Raw genomic sequence first — 26,311 nt, forward strand, 5'->3', positions numbered from 1 at the left:
TTTAAAACCCCTAAATACTATTCAACTATCATCTAAAATCAGTAAGCGTTTACATAAATTGCAATTTATAAAAGGTAGTTTCTTCTCTCCTACCATACTTGAAAGTCTGAAATTGATACCACCTACAAATCAAATTGTAAGCGTTATCTAATCGAAATGCAATATAAATTTTAAAAGATTTTTATATGTTAATATATTCCTAATCAATTGGTTTTTTCATGCAAATTTACCATAAAAAATAGCCCTAGCTATAAGCTAGGACCATCTTTTTTATAACATAACACCAACGATAATCGCTGATAGAATACTTACTAATGTCGCACCGTATACAAGGCGTAGACCGAATGATGATACAACGTTTGATTGGTTTTCATCGATACCTTTCGTTGCACCTGCGATAATTCCGATTGATGAGAAGTTCGCAAATGATACAAGGAATACAGAAAGAATACCAACTGTACGAGCTGATAAGTCACCAGCTACTTTTCCAAGATCCAGCATCGCAACAAACTCGTTTGATACTAATTTTGTTGCCATAATTTGTCCCGCTGTTACCATCTCTGCTTGCGGGATACCCATTACGAATGCTAATGGTGAGAAAATATACCCTAAAATAGCTTGGAATGTAATACCGAACATGGAATCAAATAAGCTATTGATTGCTGTAATTAATGCTACGAAACCAAGTAACATTGCCGCTACTGTGATCGCGATTGTGAAACCAAGCATAATATATTCACTTAGCATTTCAAAGAATGACTGTTTTTTCTTATTTTCTAATTTCAGTGTATCTTCTTCTTCTGTAATATCGTACGGGTTAATAATATGAATAATAATGAAACCACTAAATAAATTTAATACAAGTGCTGTTACTACATATTTTGGTTCAATCATTTTCATATAAGAACCTACGATTGACATTGATACTGTCGACATGGAAGATGCACATAATGTATATAAACGATGTTTTGGGATTTTACTTAATTGATCTTTTACTGTAATAAATACTTCTGCTTGCCCAACAATAGCAGCTGCTACTGCGTTATATGATTCTAGTTTACCTAGACCATTTACTTTACTTAACAACGTACCAATAGCACGAATAAATATCGGTAAAATTTTAAAGTGTTGCAGAATTCCGATTAAAACGGCAAAGAATACGATCGGTAATAACGCTGTTAGGAAGAATGAAACCTCTCCTTTATTAACAAGACCGCCAAATACGAAAACGATTCCAGCTTCTGCATATCCAAGAAGCGCGCCAAATCCATCTGAAATTCCTTTTACTAAAATATAACCAACTTGCGTATTTAATAAGAAATAACTTAACACTAGCTGAATAACAAGCATGATTGCGATTGGTTTATACTTAATCTTCTTTCGATCGGCACTTATAAGAAAACCGAGTACGAATACAACGAGCAATCCTACAAGAAACATAACAAACTTCATTAATAAAATCCTCCATTTAACTCTTCATTAACGTTGAACGTCTGACCACTCAAAATAAGAAATAATCCGAACTTTCCATTTCTCCTCCAAAACCTTCAATCGGATAGGAAAGATCATAAAACCTCTTGTTTCAAAGGCATTTTCCATTCTAACATAAATCACAACTCATATCCGCACTTTTCTTAAAAAAATTACATTTTATTATAAATCACCCATTAATGTTCGTCTTTTACCTTTTAAAATAAACTTTAAGCGAGCCTCATAAATAGCAGGATAAAACAAAAAAAATGAGCATCAAGTTTTACTTGATGCTCACCTCATTATACTGCTTTTTCTTTATCAGCTACTGCTGGCTTGTCCCAGCACTCTGTATTGTTCAAACCTGGAATAGACTCCGCATAGAACACTGGATCTTTTCCTTGTTTCTTTTGCTTAATGTAATCTGATAATGCCGCGAAAGCATACTTAGAAAGGAATACGATCGCAACTAAGTTAATAATAGCCATAATACCCATGAATAAATCTGCTACATCCCAAACGATTTGAATTGTTGCTACAGATCCTAACATAACCATACCAAGTACAGCAATTCGATAAGCATTTAGTAACACTTTACTTCCATTTAAGAACTCAATATTTGTTTCACCATAGTAGTAGTTACCTACTAATGAACTAAATGCAAACAAGAAGATTGCAACTGCTACAAATATAGATGCCCATGGTCCGATATGTTGGCTTAATGCTTGCTGCGTTAATTGAATACCATTTAAATCAGCCGCATTATGCACATCTGATAAAAGAATGATAAATGCTGTACAACTACAAATTAATAATGTATCTGTAAATACCCCTAAAGTTTGAATGAAACCTTGTTTAACTGGGTGCGTTACGTTTGCAGTCGCAGCTGCGTTCGGCGCACTACCCATACCTGCTTCATTTGAGAATAATCCACGTTTTACCCCTAGTAAAATCGCAGCTCCTAATCCTCCGCCTACTACTTCTTTAATTCCAAAAGCATGTAAGAAAATTTCTTTAAATACATATGGAATTGCCGTAATGTTTGTTACAACAACGAATAATGCCACTGCTACATATATAATTGCCATTACTGGAACAATCATTTCAACCGCACGTGCAATACGTTTTACTCCGCCGAAGATGATGATTGCAAGTAAACCAGCCATAAACAGACCTACAAACTTACCATCTGTGTTAAATGCTCCATCAAAAGCTGCCGCTACTGTGTTTGACTGCACGGCGTTGAAAATTAACCCAAAACTAACCGTTATTAGAACAGAGAAGACAACTCCTAACCAGCGTTTCTTTAAACCCTTTTCCATATAATACGCTGGGCCACCGCGGAATGCGTTCCCATCTTTTACTTTATAAATTTGCGCTAATGTGCTCTCTACAAATGCAGAAGCACCCCCAATTACCGCGATTAACCACATCCAAAATACTGCTCCTGGTCCACCTGCTGAGATTGCGATAGCTACACCAGCTAGGTTACCAGTACCTACACGAGAAGCTGTACTCATACAAAAAGCCTGGAACGATGATACACCACTCTTCTCTTTTTGCGCTTTCCTCGTTTTCGAACTTGCCCCATCCCCAAGCAAACGAATCATTTCACCGAAGTAACGAACTTGGACAAATTTCACACGAAACGAAAAGTAAAGTCCTAATCCAATTAACATCGCAATGATTATATATGACCAAAGAACATTATTTATATCCCCAATTATATTAGTTAAAAAATCCATAATTGCATTGCCCCCTCTTCTTCACAATAAGAAAATTATATTCTAAAAACTCTTAGTAATCAAGAATTTTCGACAAAAAGATGTGAGGTTTTCTAACATGAAAATGTTACCACATATAACACAATTGTTTTTTCTCTACTAAAACATCACAACTAGCACAAGCATCCCTACCTATTCAACTGATTATTTCTATACTGAAAATAGCAAAAAACAAACCACCGGGTTACAACAAAAAAGATGAGTATCGAATTCAGCTCGATACTCATCTTTTCATCACACTGCTTTTTCTTTATTCGTTACAGCCGGTTTATCCCAACACTCTGTATTCGTTAAACCTGGAATAGAATCTGCACTGAACACTGGATCTTTCCCTTGTTTCTTTTGCCTTACATAGTCTGCCAATGCAGCGTATGCAAATCGCCCAAGAAGCGTAATCGCAATTAAGTTTGTGATTACCATTAGTCCCATAAATAAATCCGCCATATTCCATACAACTTGAAGTGTCGCAACAGAACCGAATAATACCATTGCAACCACCGCAATACGGTAAATTGTTAACCAAGTTTTACTTTGTTTAATGAATTCAATATTCGTTTCACCATAATAGTAGTTTCCTAGAAGTGAACTAAATGCAAATAAGAAAATAATAATCGCTAGGAAGCTACTTGCCCACGGACCAATTTGTGAACTTAATGCATTTTGCGTTAATTCAATCCCTTCTAAATTTGTCGCTTTATATGCACCAGAACATAGTACGATAAATGCTGTTGATGTACATACTAAAAATGTATCTACTAGTACTCCAATTGTTTGAATAAATCCTTGTTTCGCTGGATGTGTTACATCCGCTGTTGCTGCCGCATTCGGCGCACTACCCATACCTGCTTCATTCGCAAATAATCCGCGCTGAATACCAAACTTCATCGCAGCACCGATACCGCCACCTACAGCTGAATCTAAACCAAATGCACCTTTAAAGATTTCTGTAAACATATCCGGTATTAAATAATAATTTTTAATAACAACGAAAATTGCTACTGCAATATAAATAAGCGCCATTGGCGGAACGATCATTTCAGACATACGCGCGATACTTTTCACGCCACCAAAAATAATAACCGCGACTAATACCGCTAATACAATCCCAACAACGTAACGCTCAATACCGAAAGCATTTTTAAATGCTAATGTAACTGTATTTGCTTGTACTGAGTTGAAAATTAATCCGTAACTAATTGTAATTAGAATAGAGAACCAAATCCCCATCCAACGTTTATTTAAACCTTTTTCCATATAATAAGCAGGTCCACCACGGAAGCCACTGCCATCTTTTATTTTATAAATTTGCGCAAGCGTACTTTCTACAAAACTTGAAGACGCCCCAATAATCGCAATTACCCACATCCAAAATACCGCTCCAGGTCCTCCCATAGAAATAGCTAACGCTACCCCAGCTAAGTTCCCGATTCCAATACGAGCTGCTGAACTCATACAAAATGCTTGGAAAGAAGATACACTACCTTTTTTACGCGTCTTTCCAGTTAATCCATCACTCATTAATCGAACCATTTCCCCTAAATGAGTGATTTGTACAAATTTCAATTTAATAGAAAAATAAAGACCTAAACCAATTAACATTGCAATAAGAATATATGACCAAAGAATTGTATTTGTCGATGAAACGAATTGCTCTAAAATATCCATACAATTAACCCCCTCCTTTTCTTCATAAAACGAATTATATTTAAAAAATACTTAAAAATCAACATTTTTCGACAATTTTCGATTTTCCAAATGTTAGAGGTTAATAAAGTACAATTTTTTTATGACTCTTCCCTCTCTAACTGTACATACTAAAACAAAAAATAAATCTACAAACAACACCATTGACAAAAATACCAACCTGTAACTATAATGATTACAACAGGTTGTAACAAACCTAATTACAATACATTCATTTACTTTCAGATATACACATTAACAAACACTTTGGAGGGATTTATTATGAAAATTGGAATCATTGGAGCAACTGGTAAAGCAGGAAGTCGTATTTTAAAAGAAGCTTTAGATCGCGGACATGAAGTAACTGCAATCGTAAGAACCGCAGCAAAAATTACAGAAGAAAACGTAAAAGTTTTAGAGAAAGATGTATTCTCTCTTACATCTAATGACCTACAAGCATTTGACGTAGTTGTAAATGCTTTCGGCGCTCCAGCAGGCGAAGAGCACCTTCACGTAGATGCAGGAAACGTACTAATTGAAGCTATGAAAGGTGCACCTAACACAAAATTACTTGTAGTTGGCGGAGCTGGAAGCTTATTTGTAGACGAAGAGAAAACAACACGTGTATTTGATACGCCAGGTTTCCCAAATGAATACCTTGCAACAGCTCAAAACCAAGGGAAGAATTTAGAAATCCTGCAACAAACAAACGATATCACTTGGACATTCATCAGCCCTTCTGCACTATTTGCATTAGGAAAACGCACAGGTTCTTATACAGCTGGCAAAGACAACCTTCTTGTTAACTCAAAAGGTGATAGCTACGTAAGTTACGAAGACTTCGCAGTTGCGGCACTTGATGAAATCGAAAATCCAAAACACGTAAACGAACGCTTCACAGTAGTTTCTGAAGCTGAATAATAGAAAAAGCTCGTAAAACATAATGTTTTACGAGCTTTTTTATTATTGTACTTGCTCTAAACCATTTGGAGTAATCTTAAAGGAAATTTCTTTAAACTTTTTCTTATCTCCTTTTCCAATTAACTCACTCTTTTTATACCAATTCAAACGATTTGATTCAGCATGGTACACTTTCACTACATCCCCATACTGGAAGAAAGTGCCGTTTAGTTGCTCAGCAAAATTCTTTGAAGTTTCTTGCCCTTCTGCTGTTACTTGCTTTTTCACGTTTCCATTTTGATCATATAGTGTAATTCCCATATATAATTCATTTTTAAAGTAGCTATGAATTTGTTCATTTGTATGCGTTACATGTAGTTGCTTATCTTCATGATTGAACGTTACAACAGAACGAATATCATCACCCAGCCCTTGGTATACAAGACTATCGCCATACGTTACTTCTAGCGCTACTTCTGTCACTTGCTTATTTTCAAATCGATCTTTCGTTTCTACTTTCACCGTTTGTTCACCAATTTTTGTTGTATCTGGTTTCCCTACAAAACCTACTACTTCTCCGCCCGTTACTTCAACAAATTTCCTCGCGTCCAGCGTTTCGCTGTTTGTTCCGATTACTACTTGCTGCGGATTTGCTTTTACTGTTTGCTCACCGTCTAACCTTTCAAATCCATTTTCAGTGATTTTGAAGACTAATTCTTTTATATCCTTACTTTTCCCTTCGCCCACATATACATCTTTTTGATACCAATGTAAACGAGAAGATTCTGCATGATATACTTTCACTACATCTCCATACTCAAATGCAAGTCCATTTACTTCATTAGCAAAAGCTTTCGTATTCTCTAAACCTTTTACCGCTATATTTTTCTTCACCTTTCCTTCTTTATTGTACAGGGTGAATTCAAAATACTTCTCATCTTTAAAGTAATCATGAATTAGATTCTTTGTATCTGTCGCACTCAGTTTTTTCGTATCATGATGCAAAGTTACAATTGATTTCAAGTCACCATCTCTATAACCTAATCCATATACTAATAGGCTGTCTCCATATGTTACTGTTAGAGGTACTTCCGTCACTTGCTTATTTCCAAATCGATCTTTCGTTTCTACTTTCACCGTTTGTTCACCGATTTTTGTTGTATTTGGTTTCTCTACAAAGCCAACTACTTCTCCATCTTTCACGTCAACAAAGTCCTTTGCATCTAACTTCTCAATATCTGTTCCTACTACTACTTGTTGCGGTTTCGCTGTTATTTCTTGTTGAGTCACCATTCTTTCGAAACCGTGCTCCGTAACTTTAAAGACTACCTCATGAACGCCATACTCTGTATTCACAAATTCATTCTTTTTATACACTTTAAATCTATCAAACTCTTTTTGATATACTTTTACTACATCACCATATTCAAAAGTCATTCCATTGAATTGCTCTGCAAATGCTTTTGTATTTTCAGACGCTTTTACAGATACTACTTTCTTCTCTTTTCCATCTTTATCATATACAGTCATTTCCATATATTTCTCATCTGCAAATGACGTATGCATTTTACCTTCTGAATCTGTCACACTAAATTTTTTCTCGTCATGATTCAACGTTACAACTGATTTAATGTTCGTTCCGCCATAGCTCGTCCCAAAGAACATAATGCTATCACCGTAAATTACTTCTAACGATACTTCCGTTACTTGCTTATTTCCGAAACGATCTTTCGTTTCTACTTTTACTTTTTGCTCACCGATTTTTGTTGTATTTGGTTTTTCTACGAATCCAACTACTTCTCCATCTTTCACGTCAACAAAGTTCTTTGCATCTAACTTCTCAATATCTGTTCCTACCACTACTTGCTGTGGTTTTGCTGTTACTTCTTGCAACATATCCATTCTCTCAAAGCCTTTTTCTGTCACTTTGAAGAATAGTTCTTTTGCCCCTTTTTTCTCACCTTGACCAGTAAGGGTATTATTTTGATACCATTTCAAACGATCCGGTTCTGCGTGGAATACTTTCACTACATCTCCATACTCAAACTGCACTCCATTCACTTGCTCTGCAAAGTCCTTTGAAGTTTCTTGTCCTTCTGCTGTTACACGCTTTTTCTCCGTTCCATTTTGATCGTATAAAGTGATTCCCATATATTGTTCTTTATCAAAGTATTTATGAATTTGTTTATTCATATCAGTTGCATGTAATTTCTTCTCATCATGCTTTAATGTTATAACTGAAGCAATTTCATTGTTATACCCTACATATGCAATGCTATTTCCATAAATTACTTCTAGCGATACTTCCGTCACTTGCTTATTTCCAAAAGCATCCTTCGTCTCTACTTTTACTTTTTGTTCTCCAATTTTTGATGTATTGGGTTTTTCTGCAAAACCAACCACTTCTCCATCTTTTACTTGTACGAATTCTTTCGGATCTAGTTTGTCTACATCCATTCCGACTACTACCTTTTGCGGTACTGCTGTCACTTCTTGTAAACTATCTTTTAATTCGAAGCCTTGCTGAGTAATTTGGAATAATTTATCTTTTTTATTTTTAGCTTTCCCTTGATCTACAAGTGCGTTATTTTGGTACCATTTCAAACGATCCGGTTCTGCGTGGAATACTTTTACTACATCACCATATTCAAAATCCAAGCCATTTAGTTCCATCGCAAACCTTTTTCCAGTTTCTTGTCCTTCTGCTAATACACGTTTCTTTTCAATCCCATTTCGATCATATAGTGCTAAGCCCATATATTCTTCTTTTTCAAAACGATAATGTATTTTATTATTAGTAAAGTTTACATTTAATTTTTTTTCATTGTGACGCAGCGTCACTGTCGACATTACATCATTTGAAATTCCTTGAAAAATTATACTGTCTCCATAAACCCCATTTACCTGGACAGGAATTGAATTTTTATTTCCTTTCTCATCCTCAATTTCTACTAACACTTTCCGTTTTCCATTCTCTAATTTAGGCCATATAATCTTACCTGTTACTTTTACATTCTCGCCTAAATTTTGAACGAGTTTACTCGCTTGATTTTCATCAGAATCCGTACCAACTAAAAGATTTTTCACCTCATTAGTAGGCTCACCATAAGGGACCTTATACGGTTCAACTTGCTTTTCACGAATATCATTACTATCTGTAGCTTTCCAGATTTCCTTTTCTAATTTAGGTAAATTTAATTTTTCTATTTTCTCTCTAATATCATCGTTTGGCGCTAATCCCCATTCTTCAAAGAAAGGAATTAAATTTTGCCCTGCCACTTGTGATGTCATATAAATAAATAGTTGCTTTTTGTCTTCATCAGACGCGGGCATTTCACTCTGTGGTAACAAACGATAAGCTTGATGTAACCTAGGATAGAAATGTTCTCCATACACTACATTTAATTGCCAAAACATTGTAAGAGGATTAATATCATCAATGGACCTTTCTGCTTTAGGTTTCTCTAAATACTCAAATGAGTTTTTATAGTGCTCATCCATTTCTAATTGATTCCCTAACGCCTTTTGAACAGCTAATGAGTAAATATTTACTGTAACTTCCCTTACTTTAGACCACTTCCAAGGTTCTTGCTGATGTAAATGTCCAACTTCATGCCACGGTCCCCAGCCATCCTTTTCAAGCACTTCTATATCTAAAACTCTATTCATTGCCGTCGGGATATATCCTGTATGATAATTTTTCGCAAACATAAAGTCCCCTTCAGCAGGCTTCCTTTTCTCAATAAACTGAGCATAATGAATTGGAGATTTCGCAACCCCCATACTATTTTCAGATAATCCTGCCACTGCATTTTCCAATCGAATAATCTTATCGTGTAATTGCATTAAATCTGTTGGATCCGTATTCTTCATATATTTCTGTACAGAATCGTAAGTAGTAGTAATTAGGCTTCTCTCACCTTTTAATTCAACTACATAAGGATCCTTATACTTTTTTAACATTTCATCCCAATCTTTTTTCGTATGCTTACCTAAAATAAACATAGGGAAGTGGCTACCACCATTCGTAACTGAAGCTGTTACTTCCCCTTCGTTATTCATATTGTAAAAATATAAAATCCCACCACTTGGAGATGAAATAACATTTTTCCCTGGTTTTAAATCAAACTCTTCTGGATCTTTCTCATCATAAGATCTCGTTCCTATGAAAGCTTGAATAGACTGCGTTCCTTTTATATCAATTGTGATTTCTTCATTTGGCGCTGCATAAATTCCAGTCGGCTCATTAGGAGAAAGCTTCCAATCGACTCTTAAACGTTCTCTTTCTTCTTCTACACTGCCTTTCCCCGGCAACTGAAATACTCTCTGCTCAAACTTATTCTCTTTAACCTCTTCTAATTTCCCACCTTTATTCTCTTCCAAAGGTGCCGCGTATCCTTTCGATGCTTCGAAAGCTACTGGCGATAACAATGTAGATATACATATTCCAGCCACTAATACCCTACTACTCTTTTTCTTCGACATAATCTGTGTCCCCTATTCCTTTATTTAGAGAAACTATCCTATATATCCATTTAATAAGACATCCTATTATTTTTATAAAAACATTTAATGAATAGACTAACACCTCGCGCACCTGTATCAATTACTACCGCATTTCTCTCAATGTATTCGCTTTCTTACATTATAAAAATTTTTATGTACTGTATCCTCCTCACTTCCCTCTACTTGTGATGAGTTCTCTCTACATAAAGTGAAACTTTAATCAGTGGGGGTTTTCTTCATCCCCCACTGATTATTAGTTGAACCAATCGGACTTTTATGGGCTGTTGATCCCCACCTAACTTCTTTGCCTTCGCTGAATTTTGAGGTGGGGGTCTTACTGCCCATTAAAGCGGGATAAAAAAGAGAATAGTAAAAGATATATTATCAGTATTGTCATCTATACATCTAAAGTTATGAATAACAATAGAAACTTACATTTTCTTCATATATGACCATCTATAGGTAGTTTTTCCAACTGAATTTTACACGCTTTCTACTTTGTTTGATAGCCTTTTCAATTAGAATAATGTTACAATTTTGTGAATACAATCTATTAATTGTAACGTTAAGATTTTACTATATTTATATTATTTCTAAATAAAGTTTAAACTGTATAAACAGTACTTTTATCCCACATTTAATTTTCTTAATATAATTTTATCTTTCACAGAAAAAGCATTGGCACACGGCCAATGCTTTTTTATTATCTCTTTTGATTCGGTTTATGCGGTTCATTTGGAGTATGTGGTTTATTGTTATCATGACCATTTGTTGTTTTCCAACTTACCGATAACTCCGGACTTGTTTTTTCTTCACTGCGCTCAAGTAATACGACTGCATTTTGAATTGTTGGTGTACCTTTATGTGCAATCCCTTGTAACTTTGTTAAATTACCTAATACTTTAAAGCTAAATCCACCAGCTGGTGTTTGTTTTGGAATTAAAATGCGGAACTTTTCTCCTACATTAAATTCAGTTTTCGCTTCGCCCTTTTCATTTACAAACTTCGTGCCCGCTGGTGCACCTGTTGCTTGCACTTTATACGTTCCACTTTTCGCGTTTGTTTCTACTGTATATAAACCTGTTTCAAAGAAATCATTTTTTAACACTGCTTGTTGTTCTTCTGCTGGTACGACGCTCATCGTAATTTCTTGTAATTCTTCACTCGCATTTGCTTTTGCAACGATATCTTTCGTTACCTTTTCTACATTTTTATTTCGGAAATCTAAATCATTAATATCGATTTGTTTTAACGCATTCCATACTGCAAGCTGCGTTGCATAATGTGCTTCTCTCCAATCAGAAACACCTAATTCTTGTGGACTTTTTTGTGGATATCCATTCAATAATACACGGTACACATTAATATCCACTTTCCCCATTTCTGGTAAATCTTGACCACTCGGAGATTTCAAATCTACATTTAAGCAAAAGGCAATTTTACCATCTGCTGTTTTTATAAGCTCTGTTCGAATTGGTTTCTTCTTTGATTTACTATAACTCCAATCCATTTCATACTTTGTATGATCCATAACTTCGGCGAATGCTTTTTGAAGTGGAAATAATAAGTTCGCAAATACAAATAAAACACTCAAAAAAGCGGCCATTAGCTTGAAAGATCGTTTTATATTCATGTTTACAACCCCTTATGAAATAACAAATTTTCTTCTGTTTATTATTTAGTTAGAAATTTTTTTTATACATAAGCAAAACAAAAAAGAGTGCAAACTGTTTGCACTCCTTCTCTCTACTATAAGTTTAGAAATCAAAGTTATCCGGATCTGGACCAACGCGATGATTTTCGTTTAACGCGTCGATTTTTTCCATATCTTCTTTCGTTAATTCGAAATTAAATATATCAGCGTTTGCAACGATGCGGTGTTCCTTCGTTGACTTCGGAATTGTGACAACTTCATTTTGAAGATCCCAGCGTAAAATGATTTGAGCTGTCGTTTTCCCATACTTATGAGCAATTTCCTTTAATGTTTCGTTATCTAACAATTGACCTTGCATAAGTGGTGACCATGCTTCCATTTGAATACCTTGCTCTTTACAGAACGCTTGTAACTCTTTTTGTGTTAAACGAGGGTGATATTCCACTTGGTTAATCATCGGTTTCATTTCCGCACCTGCTAGTACGTCTTTCAGATGATGAATTTGGAAGTTACTTACGCCAATTGCACGTACGCGTTCTTCTTTATAAAGTGTTTCTAATGCTCTCCACGACTCTTTGTATTTCCCTTCTACAGGCCAATGAACAAGATATAAATCTAAATAATCTAGTTCTAATTTTTTTAAGCTTTCTTCATATGCAGCAAGTGTCGTTTCATATCCTTGATCCGAATTCCACACTTTTGAAGTAATGAATAAATCTTCTCGAGAAATCCCTGCTTCTTTTATACCAGCACGAATTCCTTCTCCTACTGCTTTCTCATTTCCATAAATCGCAGCTGTATCGATACTGCGATATCCTGCTTTAATCGCTGATTTCACAGCCTCTACAAGCTCCGGTCCGTCTTCTACTTTAAATACACCTAAACCGAACCAAGGCATTTCTACACCGTTATGCAATGTTGTTGTACTTTGTAAATTCATTATATTTTCTCTCCCTTAATTCACTTGATCTCTTTTTTCTAATGTCATACTCCACACCGTTAACATAACAGCACCTACTACCATCATGCCGCCTACCCAAGCTGTATGAATTAACCCTAACGAGTTCGTTACAATGCCGCCTAAGTAAGCACCAAGAGCGATTCCCGCATTAAACGCTGCGATGTTAATCGCGGATGCTACATCCACAGCACTTGGAACAAATCTCTCAGCCAATATAACGACATACACTTGTAGACCAGGAACATTCATAAATGCGAATAGTCCCATGAAAATAATTGTGATGAATCCAGCGACTTTAAACGGCGCTGTAAATGTTAAAACAAATAATACAATTGCTTGAATGAAGAACATGTAAAATAGCGCTCGAATTGGATTATGATTTGATAATTTTCCGCCGACCATATTCCCAATCGCAATTGCGATTCCGTACACTAACAAAATAATTGTAACGGTACTTGCTTTAAATCCTGTTACTTCTTGTAATAGCGGAGATAAATACGTAAATGCTACGAATGTTCCCCCGTATCCTAATGCAGTAATAATAAATACAAGTAATAGTCTTCCATTCGTAATTAGCTTAAACTGATCGCGAAATGATACAGGCGTACCTTTTTTTAAGTTAGAAGGAATTAGCATACTATTGGCTATTAAGGCAACGATTCCAATTGCCACAATTACAATAAACGATGCTCTCCAGCCAAATTGTTGACCGATAAACGTTCCAATTGGTACACCTGTAATGGTCGCAACGGTTAAACCAGTAAACATAAATGCAATTGCACTCGCACGTTTATTCTCTGGTACAAGCGCAGACGCAATTGTGGATCCTATCGACATAAAAACGCCGTGCGCAAACGCAGATACAACCCTCGCGATAAGTAACACAGTAAAACTTGTTGCCACCGCCGCAATTCCATTACCAATAATGAAAATAATCATAATCCACATTAATAACGTCTTTCGCGACATACTAGCTGTTAATGACGTTAATACAGGGGCACCGAATGCTACTCCTAATGCATATAAAGAAACCGTTAAACCCGCTGTTGTAACAGAAACATGTAAATCCTCTGAAATAGATGGTAATAAACCGACACTAATAAATTCGGTTGTACCAATTCCAAACGCACTAATGGCTAGTGCTAATAAAGCAAACATACTTCTCCGATTCGTCTGTACTACCGAAGAAGATACTGTATATGAATTCAATTGAACTCCTCCTTAATGCGAGAAATCCAATCATAATAGTATGAAAAAAGGCCTTTTTTCTTCTACAAAAATAAATTTACTGCTCATATATGCTATTATGAATGGCTTCACTCTTTTTTTGAAGAACGCACTTAAAAGTACGATAGGTACCTAAAAGTAACATAGGCACTTTTTAGTACCGTACTACTCATTCCCCTCTTACGTATGCTATTATGGAACATATTCAACATGATAAAAAGTACGTACTTTAAAGTGCTATAGGTACTTTTTAGTAACATTTAAATTATTTAGCTTCTTTTGTTGGAGAACTGAAATTTACATTCATCAAAGGAGATTTTCATATGAAGAAATATAATATTCCCGTTGAAGCGACTTTAGAGGTTATCGGTGGAAAATGGAAAGTCGTTATTCTTTGCCACTTAACGAAAGGTACAAAGAGAACAAGTGAATTAAAACGTCTCATGCCTGGTATTACACAAAAAATGTTAACGCAGCAATTACGTGAATTAGAAGAAGACGGCGTTATTCAAAGAAAGGTATACAATCAAGTACCACCGAAAGTAGAATATTCTCTTACAGACTACGGTTGGTCTTTAGAATCCATTCTTGATTCTCTTTGTACTTGGGGCGAATGCCATCTTGAAAAAAGCGGTAATACATCGATGCTAATAACAGAAGATGAACAATAAAAAAAGGAAAAAATGAACATAAATTTGTCCATTTTTTCCTTTTTCTCTTTATATATACGGACATTTCTTAGCTTAACAAAATAATTTATGCGCTTTCACACCTTGTCAGTACTACGTTATACACTTAATATCAAATAATTAGGAATCATTTTTATGTTAACATAGGTGTATATAGTATATAATATAGGATATATATTATATACACTTTCCGATAAAGGAACTTTCCATTATGCGGACAAGCCAAGTATCGGACAGTTCATAAATAATAGGTAGGACATTATGGTTTTGGATTTATGATTTCAGCTTACTTGCTGGCATAAATTTAAAGGCATTTTATTGTGCTTTGTGAAACTTTGTATAAAGTTTCGCAAGCGTTTACTATCTTACCTATCAAAAATAAGAGTATTGCTATCGTAAAGGAGAATTGGAGATGCCAGAAACTATGACTCAAACAAAGCCAGAACAAGAAACTGTACAAATTTCTGCTAGCCAAGGACAACTTGATGTACTTGATCAGTTGTTAAAACCTGAGGTACAAGAATCATTAACTACATTAGTAGAACAGCTTCCAAAATTAACTGAGCTTGTTAACATTTTAACTAAGTCTTATGACTTCGCTCAAACTGTTGCTACTGATGAAGTATTAAAAAGCGACACTGTTAGTGCAATCACAGAGCTTGTAGAACCTGTAAAAGATACAGTGAAAGGCATGGCTGCAACTGCTATCGAAGCGAAAGATCGTGCTGACGAAAGCAACGAAGTTATCGGCCTGTTCGGTCTATTAAAATTACTAAAAGACCCACAAGCACAAAAAATGTTCCGCTTTGTGAACGCATACCTTCAAATTAGTGCAGAACGTAACAATAAATAATTTAACTTATAACAACAATTAGTAAAGACGGGGGATATCATACTATGTCAAAACAAATTGTCATCTTAGGCGCTGGTTATGGCGGTCTTCTTGCCGCTTTAAACGTACGTAAATATTACAGCAAATCAGAAGCACAAGTTACAGTGATTAACCAATACCCAACACACCAAATCATCACTGAACTACACCGCCTTGCAGCTGGTAACGTTGCTGAGCAAGCAATTGCAATGCCACTTACAAAGCTTTTCAAAGGTAAAGATATCGATCTTAAAATCGCAACAGTTGAGTCATTCTCAGTTGATAGCAAAGAAATCAAACTAGCTGGTGGCACTACTTTATCTTACGATGCACTTGTAGTTGCTTTAGGAAGTAAAACTGCTTACTTCGGTATTCCAGGACTAGAAGAAAACAGCATGGTATTAAAATCTGCTGCTGATGCAAACAAAATCTACAAACACGTTGAAGACCGTATTCGTGAATACGCGAAAACGAAAAACGAAGCTGATGCTACAATCGTAATCGGTGGTGGCGGATTAACTGGCGTTGAGCTAGTTGGTGAGCTTGCTGACATTATGCCTAAACTTGCAAAAAGCCACGGCGTAAATCCAAAAGAAGTTAAACTTCTTCTTGTTGAAGCAGGTCCAAAAATCCTTCCAGTATTACCAGACCACTTAATCGAACGTGCAACTACTAGCTTAGAGGCACGCGGTGTTACATTCTTAACAGGTCTTCCTGTAACAAACGTTGCTGGCAATGAAATTGACTTAAAAGACGGTCAAAAACTTGTTGCTAACACATTCGTTTGGACAGGTGGCGTACAAGGTAACCCATTAATCGGTGAATCAGGTCTTGAAGTAAACCGTGGTCGTGCAACAGTTGATGCATACCTACAATCTACTTCTCACAAAGACGTATTCGTTGCTGGAGACAGCGCTGTTGTCTTCGCTCCAGACGGACGTCCATACCCACCAACTGCACAAATCGCTTGGCAAATGGGTGAGTTAATTGGATACAACTTATACGCAGCACTAGAAGGCAAAGCATTCGAAGAGTTCGCACCTGTAAACTCTGGAACACTTGCTAGTCTAGGACGTAAAGATGCTGTTGCTACAATTGGAGCAAGCAATACTCCACTTAAAGGCTTACCAGCATCATTAATGAAAGAAGCAAGTAACGTTCGTTACTTATCACACATTAAAGGTCTATTCAGCTTAGCTTACTAATCTGAATATAAGCCCGAATCATGCCCTGCATGGTTCGGGCTATTTTTGTCCGTAATTTTCTCTAACTTATTTATTCGGCAGAAGAACCATATAACCCTTTAAATTATCTAAATTTACTGATTATTTTATGTCTAAATTGTGTATATGAAAGAATGGAAGTATTCTTCCTACTCCCATCCTTTCACACAAATTATTATCCTAATTTAACTAAGCTGTAGTTTTTCTTCCCTTTACGAATAATGATAAATCGTCCATCAAATGAATTTTCTACAGTAACATCTGTCCCCACATCTGTTACCTTTTCACCATTCATCGAAATAGCTCCATTATTAATATCTTCACGGGCTTGTCGTCTAGATGGTTCAATTCCTAAGTCAACTAGCCATTCTACGATGTTTTTCGTCTCTTTTGAAGACTCGAATGTTGGCATCTCTTTAAAGCCTTGTTCAATTTCATCAGCTGTTAACGATTTAATATCTCCGCTAAATAATGCTGCTGTAATTTTCACAGCTTGCAGGAGTGCCTCTTCGCTATGAACGAATTTCGTCATTTCTTCCGCTAATACTTTTTGTGCTTCACGTTTATGAGGCTCTGTTTCTACCTTCGCTGCCAATTCATCAATACGCTCTTTCGTTAAGAACGTAAAGTATTTCAAGTATTTCACTACATCACGGTCATCTGTATTCACCCAGAACTGGTAAAATTCAAACGGTGTTGTTTTTTCAGGATCAAGCCAAACCGCACCACCTGCAGATTTACCGAACTTCGTACCATCAGATTTTAATAATAACGGAATTGTTAGTCCGAATACTTTCGCTTCGTGCCCTTCTAACTTGCGAATTAAATCTAAACCACTTGTAATATTTCCCCATTGGTCACTACCACCAATTTGCAGTTGAACATCTTCTTTCGTGTATAAATGATGGAAGTCCATCGCTTGCAAAATTTGGTACGTAAATTCTGTGAAAGAAATTCCTGTATCTAAACGACTCGCTACAATATCCTTCGCTAACATGCTATTAATGCTAAAGTTTTTCCCGTAATCACGTAAAAACTCAATAATATTTATTTCATGTGTCCAGTCGTAGTTATTTACCATCTTCACTTCACTATTTCCACCAAAATCAAATAGCTTTTTCATTTGCGCTGTTAACGCATCCACATTATGCTGCACGACATCTAACGTTTGAAGTTGGCGTTCTGATTGACGTCCGCTCGGATCACCAATTGTTCCTGTTGCCCCGCCGATTAATATAACTGGATGATGGCCTGCTAACTGAAATCTCTTCATCATCATAAACGGAATCAAATGTCCAATATGCATACTATCACCAGTCGGATCAACTCCGCAGTATAATGAAATCTGTTTCTCTTCTACTAGCTTACGTAAACCTTCTTCGTCCGTTTGTTGATTAATGGCGCCGCGCCATTCTAATTCATCAATAATATTCATCTTTTGTCATCCCCTCTATTTTTTTGAAAACAAAAAGTCCCTATGTCTATGACATAGGGACGATTATTCACCGTGTTACCACCCAGTTTGTATAAATAGCATAGCTACTCATACCACTCTTAGCAATAATATCGATTGCCAATCCGCTTAGCATTACCTAAGATACTCCAGAGTGTAATTCGCAAGTTTGTTTGTGCTAGGTTCCAGCAACCCCTAGCTCTCTCGTTAACAGTGACAAACTGCTACTGGGCTCTTTCAACGTATATTATTTGTTAAATTATTAGCCATTATATTGAATTGAAAACAAATTGTCAACAATACCCAAATGTTATTTTAAAATAATTCACAGTTTCATACGTATTTCGTTACTCTTTATCTTCTCCAATAATTCTTACTTCTCGCTCTAACTTCACGCCAAATTTCTCTTCAACAGTCTTTTGTACGAAGTGAATTAAATCGATGTAATCTTGTGCTGTTCCGTTATCCACATTCACCATAAATCCAGCATGTTTTAAAGAAACTTCCACTCCGCCAATTCGCTTACCTTGTAGTCCTGATTCTTGAATCAACTTACCAGCAAAGTTATTTGGTGGGCGCTTAAATACGCTACCACATGAAGGGTATTCTAGAGGCTGTTTTGACTCACGTTTAAACGTTAAATCATCCATTTTCTCTTTAATTTCTTCACGCACACCTTCTTCAAGCTCAAATCTCGCTTCAAGAATAATGTAATGGTTGTTTGCAAATACACTCTTACGATATCCAAATTCAAATGCTTCTTTCGTTAAAGTACGTAGCTCTCCATCACCTGTCATTACGACAGCTTCTGTTAATACAAACGATACTTCACCGCCGTAAGCACCAGCATTCATATACAATGCTCCGCCAACTGAACCTGGAATACCACAAGCAAACTCAAGACCCGTTAAATTATGATCTAACGCAATACGTGATACGTCAATAATTGCTGCACCACATTGCGCCACAATCGTCGTTCCTGTTACAGTCACACCTGTAATGTGAATTAAACTTACTGTAATCCCGCGAATTCCACCATCTTTAATAATGACATTCGATCCATTTCCTAAAAACGTAACTGGAATATTATATTCGTTAGCATATTTGATAACTTCTTGGATTTCATCATAATTTGTCGGCGCAACGAACACATCTGCTTTTCCGCCAACTTTAATATGCGTATGATTCTTTAACATTTCATCTTGTTTCACATGACCTTCAGGCAATACCGTACTTAAATATTTATAAACCTCTTGCATATTCATTTTACGATTCCTCTATTTCTATATTCTTTTTATCCCGTTATACGGGCCCATAATATCCCCACATACATGAACGAACCTAAAGTGGTGGATACAGTGTACCCAAAATCAATTCGAGACACCTATAAACCTCTTAATTTATAAGAGGTGCCACTCATATTAAAATATATATTGCATAATAAAGCAACCCAAATGGGCTACTAAACTTGACATGTCATCAGAAAGACAACAATTTGTAAAATATATTACTTTTTCAACACACTATCCTTCAGTATCTTACTATACCATACGAAAATAAAGTGGTATTTTTTTGTAATTTTTACTTTATTTTCATCAATAAAAAAAGATGCTTTTACCTATGTAAAAGCATCTTTTTCATCACTTATTATAAATTACTTTTCGTTCTCTTCTTTTTCCTTATCAAACCATAATAATTCGTCATCATCAACTTCACCGTTATAGTTGATTAAAATTTCTTCTCCCGCTTTTATATCCTTATAAGCGAAGAAGTTAAACGTATGATTCTCAAAGACAATTTCATACGTTGCATTCGGATTATATGCATGATTAAATAACATGCCGTATCCTAACAGGAATGCTGTATGATTTACCCCATACTCAAATGCGTAGTCAGCAAGTAACGTTTTCTCAATGTGTTCATGCTGTTCATTCGGATAAGAGATAACTGGTGCTGAGTGAATCAACTCACCCTTTTTAATATCACGAGTTGCAAATACACCTCTATTAAATTCTCCATCACTAAGTTCAGAAGTCTTAACTTCAATCATATGCGTCACCTATATAATTCTTTCTTTGAAGTATTTTATCCCGCTATTTGCAGGGGTTCAACTAATAATTAGTAGATATTAGTCTCACTTTATCTCCTTAAGCTTGGCAGAAAACGCGCAGAAAAGCAATTAAATTACTATCACGTATTCATTTAAATGAAAAAGAGCACACATAGTGTGCCCTTTTCAAGAGATATTACTTTTCTAAAATATCTTCTAATAACTTCACTTGCTCGCTAACCGTATGCAACGTCTTCACCGATATATCATTTCGATGTTTTTCTTCTTCCACACTTGCTAACACTTCTTCCGTAGCAGCAGAAGTTTGCTGAATTACATGAGAAGCATGTGTAACATCCTTTACGATATTCGTCGTTTTAACTTGGAAACTTTCTTGATGCCCAACAATTTCTCTCATTACATCATTAATTGTATCAATAAACTTCCCTAAATCTGTTACATTCGTTAAAACACTTGCTAGCATTTCGTTACACTCTTCTTGTACTCTTTCTGATTTCTCTACCTGCACTTCCACTTTACTTGCTTGATTACTAAAATCCTTCAAAATACCTTGAATTCTCCCTGCAGAACGATTCGATTCTTCAGCAAGCTTTAATACTTCATTCGCTACAATAGCAAATCCTTTTCCATGCTCTCCTGCTCTTGCAGCTTCTATATTTGCATTTAAAGCTAGCAAACTCGTCTGGCTTGAAATATTCGTTATTACATCTACAATTTCATTAATTTGCTTCGACTGCATCATTAAATCTCTAAATATAATTCCTGATTGTGAAACAACATCATTCAAACTTCTCATATTCGCTTCAAAATTTCGTAAAGTATGTACACTGCCCTTTGAAATTTCTAAACTTTCATCCACACGAATCGATGCATTTCTTACTTGAGAAATGATTTGTTCGATATTTCCTTCCATATCATTCAATACTTCTACCGAACGATGCATCATCTCTGATTGTGATTGAGTGCCAACTGCCACTTCTTCAAAAGCAAAATTAATTTCACTCATCGACTCCATCGATGTATTCATATTTTGTCTTAAATGATTGAAATTACTATCTAACTTTACAACCGTTTCCTCAATAAGTCTTTGCGTTTCTTCTAACTCCTGAGCTTTTCTCATTACTTCTTGCTTCTCATCACTTAAGCGAGCTAGCAGATTAGAGCCAATCTTCGTTACGCCCCACATAGCGATCGTTACGATTGCTAACAAGCTTGCGAAGTTTGCAGCTTCAGATGCCGCTGTATAAGCAAAAAATTGCTCCGGCCAATAACTACAAAGAATAAATGTAATAACAACCGCCACTCCGCCGAGAATAATAACGAGACGTTCGCTTAAATAAATAAGTGAAACTGCTAGTGTAAAGTAGACCATTTGAAATACAGCCGGGCTTTCATTAAAAGCTTGTACCATAATGAAAGACATAATAAGCAGCATAAATGTCATGATATATTTATACATCGCTTCCATGCTTTTTATAAAAGTAAGAAGCGTTCCAAATACAACAACTGAAATACCGCAAACCCAAAACGCTATTGCTCTCTCTGTAAAAATATATCCGTAATACCCAATCGCGATTATTCCGAGGAAGAAACTACAAATCGTGATAAACAACAATAAATGATTTTTCTGTGATTCTTTCTCCAGGTTAGAAAAACAAGTTTTCTTTAACCACTCCATATATAAAGTCCCACCTTCTGCACTTAATTACTTCAACTTAAAGACCGCACTCACTGGGTTATGATCACTATTCTCAAACTTTAGATCTTTCCCTTGTACATTTACAATCTCCACATTCGGTGAAACGATAAAGCCATCAATAATCGTGACAAAGTTTTCACCTTCCACATACTTCTTCACATCATCTCTCACCGTCATAACAGACGGATCTACAGCCCACTTAAAGCCACCATTAGTAAAGTCCTTCGGCAACTCTACTAACCATTCTGGACGCTCTTTCACAAACTTCGGATTACTTAACTGAACATCAGAAAGTAATTGATTCCAATCTCCGCCCATTATTACGTAATCACCATTTTTATAATGCTTGTTCATATATTCCTTTAAATACTCTACTTGCTGCTTTCTAATTTTCCCGCCTTCATCATAAGCAGACAAATGTAAGTTTACGAGTCTAACAAACTTCCCATTACTAACAGGAATTTTATGCTCAACAATCGCTCGATCTAAATCAAACAAACGCTTTGGCCAAGGCTCCATTCCAGGAAGCTGGAACCTCTCCGCTGTTTGAACTTTATATTTAGAAAACGTACTTAATCCAGCCTCCGCATATCCCATTGGACTTGTAATTGGGACAGGGACCCATTTTGTATCATAGTTCTTTCCAAATGACGAAGCATAATCAGGTAATCCCTTTTTCAAAAACTCATGTCCATTTACATCAAAAGATCGCAATGATTTTATATCAACTTCTTGTAATAACGCAAAATCACTATTCTCATTTTGTAAAAACGAAAGCATATTCTTTAAATTCGTTTCCGTTTGCTCTTTACTACTTGAACCAGTTCCCTTTCCGCCATCCATAAAGAAATCTTGATCCTTATCTAATCCAGCATATCCAATATTAAACGTTGTAACTTTAAACTCATTGTCAGACGCTAATACGCGCTCCTTATTATTTTCCACCTTTAAACTTATAACATCAGCCGGATTTTCTTTTGTAAGTGTCATATAAGCTAAAAAACCACCTAAAATGCAAACTCCTATCAAAATACATATAAGTACTATTTTTAATAATTTCTTCAAACAAACGACTCCTTTTCTATAAACACAATTTCATTTTTCTATATTTTCAGTCAAATAAAAAGATGACAGACATACGAAATATTTTATCACATTGAAAACCTTATATCACTATATTTAGTTTATAAGTAAAAATTCCCTATCTTAAACCATCACACACATACAACACAGCTCCACTTATCCACTGGAAATTATACGCAATTTTTAGTACACTATATGTAATAATCATAGGCGATGGAGTTCGCCATAACTGCTGCTTAGCTAATGACTCCTACCAGTATACCTACTGGTAGGAGTCTATTTTTTTGAGCAAGCTATTTAAAGGGGTGAAGAAATTGATTTATATTATCGTTGGCATAGCCGGTATATTAGGAGCCCTCTCTCGCTATTATTTAGGTCTTACTATTCATACTTCATGGCAGCATTCATTTCCATTAGCCACGTTGCTCATTAACTTAATTGGCTGCTTCTTATTAGCATGGCTAACTACGTATATAGCTCGGCGAAATATTTTACCTTCAGAGATTATTACAGGCATTGGAACTGGATTCATCGGTTCCTTTACGACGTTTTCGACATTCAGTGTAGAAACTGTACAATTAATCAATCATTCTGAATGGAGTACGGCTTTCTTATATGTATCATGCAGTATACTTGGTGGCCTCATTATGTCTGCTCTTGGTTATACACTAGGTGATTTCTTAATTAAGAAACATCTTACGGAAGGTGACCCCTTATGATAGAAGCTTTATTAGTAGCAATAGGCGGTTTTTTCGGTGCTATTACACGATTTGCAATTAGCAATTGGTTTAAAAAAAGAAATAAAACTTCCTTTCCAATTGCTACATTTCTCATCAATATAACAGGAGCGTTTTTACTTGGATATATAATTGGCAACGGCGTCACTACAAGTTGGCAATTATTATTAGGGACTGGATTTATGGGTGCCTTCACAACATTTTCAACGTTTAAATTAGAATCTGTTCAGCTTTTCAACCGCAAAAACTTCGGCATACTATTTCTATATTTAAGTGCCACTTATACGATTGGTATCCTTTTTGCATTCCTTGGTATGAAACTAGGCGGAATATAAAAAAAGAAAGCGACTCTAATCAGTCGCTTTCTTTCATAAGAAGTATGTCCCGCCATACGGAATGGAAAATAAACCCGCTGGATGCACATCGTAATGTACAATTTGCATTGGAGGCTGTGAGTAAGGCATATACTGTCCTTGCATCATTTGTGCAAAATATGCTTGTTGCTGCATTTGAATCGCTTGATTCACAGCATGAATTGTCCCCTGTGCTCCTGCCAGTGTAATAGCTGCTCCCACTTGTCTACCACTATACAAATAATGATTCATCATGATTCAGCTCACTTAGTATTTTTCTTCCATATAGTATGTTCCTATTTTATAGTGAGTATTTTGTCCTGATTAATGGATCCCTCACTACTTAAACTTCATTTTATCTATTATTTTTTTTCAGCTTTGAAGTAACAAATCCAAATAGTAATACACCAATACCACTCAAGAACAATACATAACTTATTGGTACTAGGAAAAAGAAAGGTTCTTCAAGGAATCCATTCGCTCCCACTTTACTGTTTGAAGCATGTATAGCTAAAGAAATGATCGCTAAAATCATGAAAGAAATAGCTACTACGTATTTATTTATCATTTCACATTCTCCTCTATTCATATAATTACCCTTAGATTATTAACATCATATTACCTAAAATAAAATCATTAGTCAATAATTATTTATCGTTTTACAATAAATAATTATTGACTAGCACAAATCGAAAAAGGTTTATAAAGCACCTTAAATTGCCTCACAAACCTTTTCAAACATAAATATTTACACTTCAAACCTCTTGCTTACTACAGCATAAATCGCACACAATAGCACGAATATCCCAGCATAAATTAACAAAATTTCTACACTAAACATATCAGCCAATGGACCAAATATTATCATTCCTAAAGGAAGCGCGCATGAATTAGCGATTTGTACAAGACTAAACATTCTTCCGTGCATAGAAGGTTCTACTTTTTCCTGCAATAACACGGTAACCGGTGTATTGAAGCACGGCATTGTTATACCAATTAAAAAGTTAAATACTAAATACACAATAAATACCGGAGCAATCCCTAGTCCAATCATAAGCAGTCCATACAACGCACAAGCTAGCGCTGTTGTATGCATACGATTACGGAAACCACCCCATGCCGCAATCAATACGCCACCAGCTGCCGCCCCCGCACTAAAAGTCATTTCACTAGCAGTAAGTCTCCACATTTCTGCACCGAAAGAACGAGTTACCATTAAAGGTGTTAAAAAGGCGGCTGGACTTATTAAAATCATGACAATGATTAATAAAAAGAGTAGCCTTTTAATAAATACATTTTCTTTTAAGTAAGCAAAGCCTTCTTTTATACCTTGTAGATTAGATTTTTGCTTACTCTCTGTATTCACATGTCTCTCCACTTGAATGATAAACATAATACTAATTCCAATCATAGCCGTAATAACATCAATAAAAAATGTCGTTTCAATGCTAGCAATAGAAAGAATTGCAGCACTTGCTGCTGGAGAAAGAAACATAATTAAAGATGTAATACTGCTATTTATCCCATTCACTTTCATAAGATGATCTTTTGGAACGATTTGTGGGATTAATACATTCACAGCTGGCGTTTGTACCCCTGTCCCAGCTGAACGAATGAGTAGTACTATAAAAAGTAACCAAATACTTTTATATCCTGTTACAAATAGAACTGCTAAAACTAACGTAGCAATTGCTATAACCCCGTCCGATAACATAATCATTTTTTTACGGTCGTAACGATCAATCCACACACCTGCAAATAAAGAAATCGCGATTTGTGGTAGGAAACCGCAAACAGTTGAAATGGTCAACATTAACCCTGACGATGTCGTTAAGGTGATATACCATATAATCGCGTACTGTACGAGAGATGAACCGAATAACGAAATCGTTTGAGCAGTCAAAAATAATATAATTTTCTTTTTCCAATTGTTTCCAATCATATGTT

General features: G+C 35.7%; 21 protein-coding genes, 1 riboswitch and 1 other annotated feature. Of the genes, 6 read left to right on the top strand and 15 right to left on the bottom strand.

What is annotated here, in order from left to right:
* Nucleotides 1-270: 270 nt before the first annotated feature.
* The 3 genes from MHB74_RS25110 to MHB74_RS25120 form a co-directional block, all read right to left on the bottom strand.
* Entirely contained in the window at nt 271-1,452 is a 1,182-nt protein-coding gene (locus tag MHB74_RS25110; protein WP_016085638.1) for a NupC/NupG family nucleoside CNT transporter, read from the bottom strand.
* A 320-nt stretch (nt 1,453-1,772) separates the two neighbouring features.
* Complete coding sequence (locus MHB74_RS25115; protein WP_061678973.1) at nt 1,773-3,215, bottom strand: alanine/glycine:cation symporter family protein; 1,443 nt, start codon at nt 3,213-3,215, stop codon at nt 1,773-1,775.
* A 273-nt stretch (nt 3,216-3,488) separates the two neighbouring features.
* Complete coding sequence (locus MHB74_RS25120; protein ID WP_061678971.1) at nt 3,489-4,919, bottom strand: alanine/glycine:cation symporter family protein; 1,431 nt, start codon at nt 4,917-4,919, stop codon at nt 3,489-3,491.
* Nucleotides 4,920-5,219: 300 nt separating this feature from the next.
* Here MHB74_RS25120 and MHB74_RS25125 point away from each other — a divergent pair, with 300 nt between their 5' ends.
* The gene (locus tag MHB74_RS25125) at nt 5,220-5,858 is read left to right on the top strand and encodes an NAD(P)-dependent oxidoreductase (RefSeq protein ID WP_061678970.1); all 639 of its coding nucleotides are present in this window, start codon (nt 5,220-5,222) and stop codon (nt 5,856-5,858) included.
* A 42-nt stretch (nt 5,859-5,900) separates the two neighbouring features.
* On the opposite strand, the gene MHB74_RS25130 is transcribed toward MHB74_RS25125, so the two are convergent.
* From MHB74_RS25130 to MHB74_RS25145, 4 genes are all read right to left on the bottom strand, one after another.
* Nucleotides 5,901-10,322 (bottom strand): putative mucin/carbohydrate-binding domain-containing protein, encoded by a 4,422-nt coding sequence (locus MHB74_RS25130; RefSeq protein WP_061678969.1) that lies wholly within the window; start codon nt 10,320-10,322, stop codon nt 5,901-5,903.
* Nucleotides 10,323-11,046: 724 nt separating this feature from the next.
* On the bottom strand, nt 11,047-11,976 hold the full coding sequence (locus tag MHB74_RS25135; protein ID WP_061679263.1) for a thioester domain-containing protein: 930 nt from the start codon (nt 11,974-11,976) through the stop codon (nt 11,047-11,049).
* 124 nt (nt 11,977-12,100) lie between these two features.
* Nucleotides 12,101-12,937, bottom strand: a complete 837-nt coding sequence (locus MHB74_RS25140) for an aldo/keto reductase (RefSeq protein ID WP_186369163.1) — start codon at nt 12,935-12,937, stop codon at nt 12,101-12,103.
* A gap of 15 nt (nt 12,938-12,952) precedes the next feature.
* Entirely contained in the window at nt 12,953-14,116 is a 1,164-nt protein-coding gene (locus MHB74_RS25145; RefSeq protein WP_270400893.1) for an MFS transporter, read from the bottom strand.
* 392 nt (nt 14,117-14,508) lie between these two features.
* Between MHB74_RS25145 and MHB74_RS25150 the strand changes: the two genes are divergently transcribed.
* The 3 genes from MHB74_RS25150 (at nt 14,509) to MHB74_RS25160 (ending at nt 16,950) form a co-directional block, all read left to right on the top strand.
* Nucleotides 14,509-14,856, top strand: a complete 348-nt coding sequence (locus MHB74_RS25150; protein ID WP_061679266.1) for a winged helix-turn-helix transcriptional regulator — start codon at nt 14,509-14,511, stop codon at nt 14,854-14,856.
* A 430-nt stretch (nt 14,857-15,286) separates the two neighbouring features.
* Nucleotides 15,287-15,727: a DUF1641 domain-containing protein gene (locus tag MHB74_RS25155; RefSeq protein ID WP_001115312.1), complete on the top strand. Its 441-nt coding sequence runs from the start codon at nt 15,287-15,289 to the stop codon at nt 15,725-15,727.
* Nucleotides 15,728-15,771: 44 nt separating this feature from the next.
* Nucleotides 15,772-16,950, top strand: coding sequence for an NAD(P)/FAD-dependent oxidoreductase (locus tag MHB74_RS25160; protein ID WP_000043194.1), 1,179 nt, complete (start codon nt 15,772-15,774; stop codon nt 16,948-16,950).
* A 193-nt stretch (nt 16,951-17,143) separates the two neighbouring features.
* Here the strand turns inward: MHB74_RS25160 and tyrS are convergent, their stop codons facing one another.
* The 5 genes from tyrS to MHB74_RS25185 all read right to left on the bottom strand — a co-directional run bounded on the left by tyrS (nt 17,144) and on the right by MHB74_RS25185 (nt 23,256).
* On the bottom strand, nt 17,144-18,403 hold the full coding sequence (gene tyrS / locus MHB74_RS25165; RefSeq protein ID WP_061679267.1) for a tyrosine--tRNA ligase: 1,260 nt from the start codon (nt 18,401-18,403) through the stop codon (nt 17,144-17,146).
* Nucleotides 18,404-18,455: 52 nt separating this feature from the next.
* Nucleotides 18,456-18,671, bottom strand: a binding site (T-box leader).
* Nucleotides 18,672-18,768: 97 nt separating this feature from the next.
* Entirely contained in the window at nt 18,769-19,686 is a 918-nt protein-coding gene (murB, locus tag MHB74_RS25170; RefSeq protein ID WP_061679268.1) for a UDP-N-acetylmuramate dehydrogenase, read from the bottom strand.
* A gap of 389 nt (nt 19,687-20,075) precedes the next feature.
* Entirely contained in the window at nt 20,076-20,471 is a 396-nt protein-coding gene (locus MHB74_RS25175; protein WP_000573651.1) for an SET domain-containing protein, read from the bottom strand.
* A 196-nt stretch (nt 20,472-20,667) separates the two neighbouring features.
* Complete coding sequence (locus tag MHB74_RS25180; RefSeq protein ID WP_061679269.1) at nt 20,668-22,170, bottom strand: DUF4077 domain-containing protein; 1,503 nt, start codon at nt 22,168-22,170, stop codon at nt 20,668-20,670.
* A 27-nt stretch (nt 22,171-22,197) separates the two neighbouring features.
* Nucleotides 22,198-23,256: an endonuclease/exonuclease/phosphatase family protein gene (locus MHB74_RS25185; protein WP_061679270.1), complete on the bottom strand. Its 1,059-nt coding sequence runs from the start codon at nt 23,254-23,256 to the stop codon at nt 22,198-22,200.
* A gap of 218 nt (nt 23,257-23,474) precedes the next feature.
* Nucleotides 23,475-23,534, top strand: a riboswitch (Fluoride riboswitch).
* 54 nt (nt 23,535-23,588) lie between these two features.
* Here MHB74_RS25185 and crcB (MHB74_RS25190) point away from each other — a divergent pair.
* On the top strand, nt 23,589-23,993 hold the full coding sequence (gene crcB / locus MHB74_RS25190) for a fluoride efflux transporter CrcB (protein ID WP_061679419.1): 405 nt from the start codon (nt 23,589-23,591) through the stop codon (nt 23,991-23,993).
* A complete protein-coding gene (crcB, locus tag MHB74_RS25195; protein ID WP_061679271.1) occupies nt 23,990-24,346 on the top strand; it encodes a fluoride efflux transporter CrcB in 357 nt (118 codons plus the stop codon). Before crcB (MHB74_RS25190) ends, crcB (MHB74_RS25195) begins: the two co-directional genes overlap by 4 nt.
* A gap of 33 nt (nt 24,347-24,379) precedes the next feature.
* Here the strand turns inward: crcB (MHB74_RS25195) and MHB74_RS25200 are convergent, their stop codons facing one another.
* The 3 genes from MHB74_RS25200 to MHB74_RS25210 all read right to left on the bottom strand — a co-directional run bounded on the left by MHB74_RS25200 (nt 24,380) and on the right by MHB74_RS25210 (nt 26,306).
* Complete coding sequence (locus MHB74_RS25200; protein WP_061679272.1) at nt 24,380-24,619, bottom strand: DUF3947 family protein; 240 nt, start codon at nt 24,617-24,619, stop codon at nt 24,380-24,382.
* Between the two features lie 100 nt (nt 24,620-24,719).
* On the bottom strand, nt 24,720-24,953 hold the full coding sequence (locus tag MHB74_RS25205) for a DUF3955 domain-containing protein (protein ID WP_081110345.1): 234 nt from the start codon (nt 24,951-24,953) through the stop codon (nt 24,720-24,722).
* A gap of 159 nt (nt 24,954-25,112) precedes the next feature.
* Nucleotides 25,113-26,306 (bottom strand): MFS transporter, encoded by a 1,194-nt coding sequence (locus MHB74_RS25210; RefSeq protein WP_061679274.1) that lies wholly within the window; start codon nt 26,304-26,306, stop codon nt 25,113-25,115.
* Between the last annotated feature and the right edge of the window lie 5 nt (nt 26,307-26,311).

Source organism: Bacillus sp. FSL K6-0069 (assembly GCF_038007785.1).
GTDB classification, from domain to species: domain Bacteria; phylum Bacillota; class Bacilli; order Bacillales; family Bacillaceae_G; genus Bacillus_A; species Bacillus_A mobilis.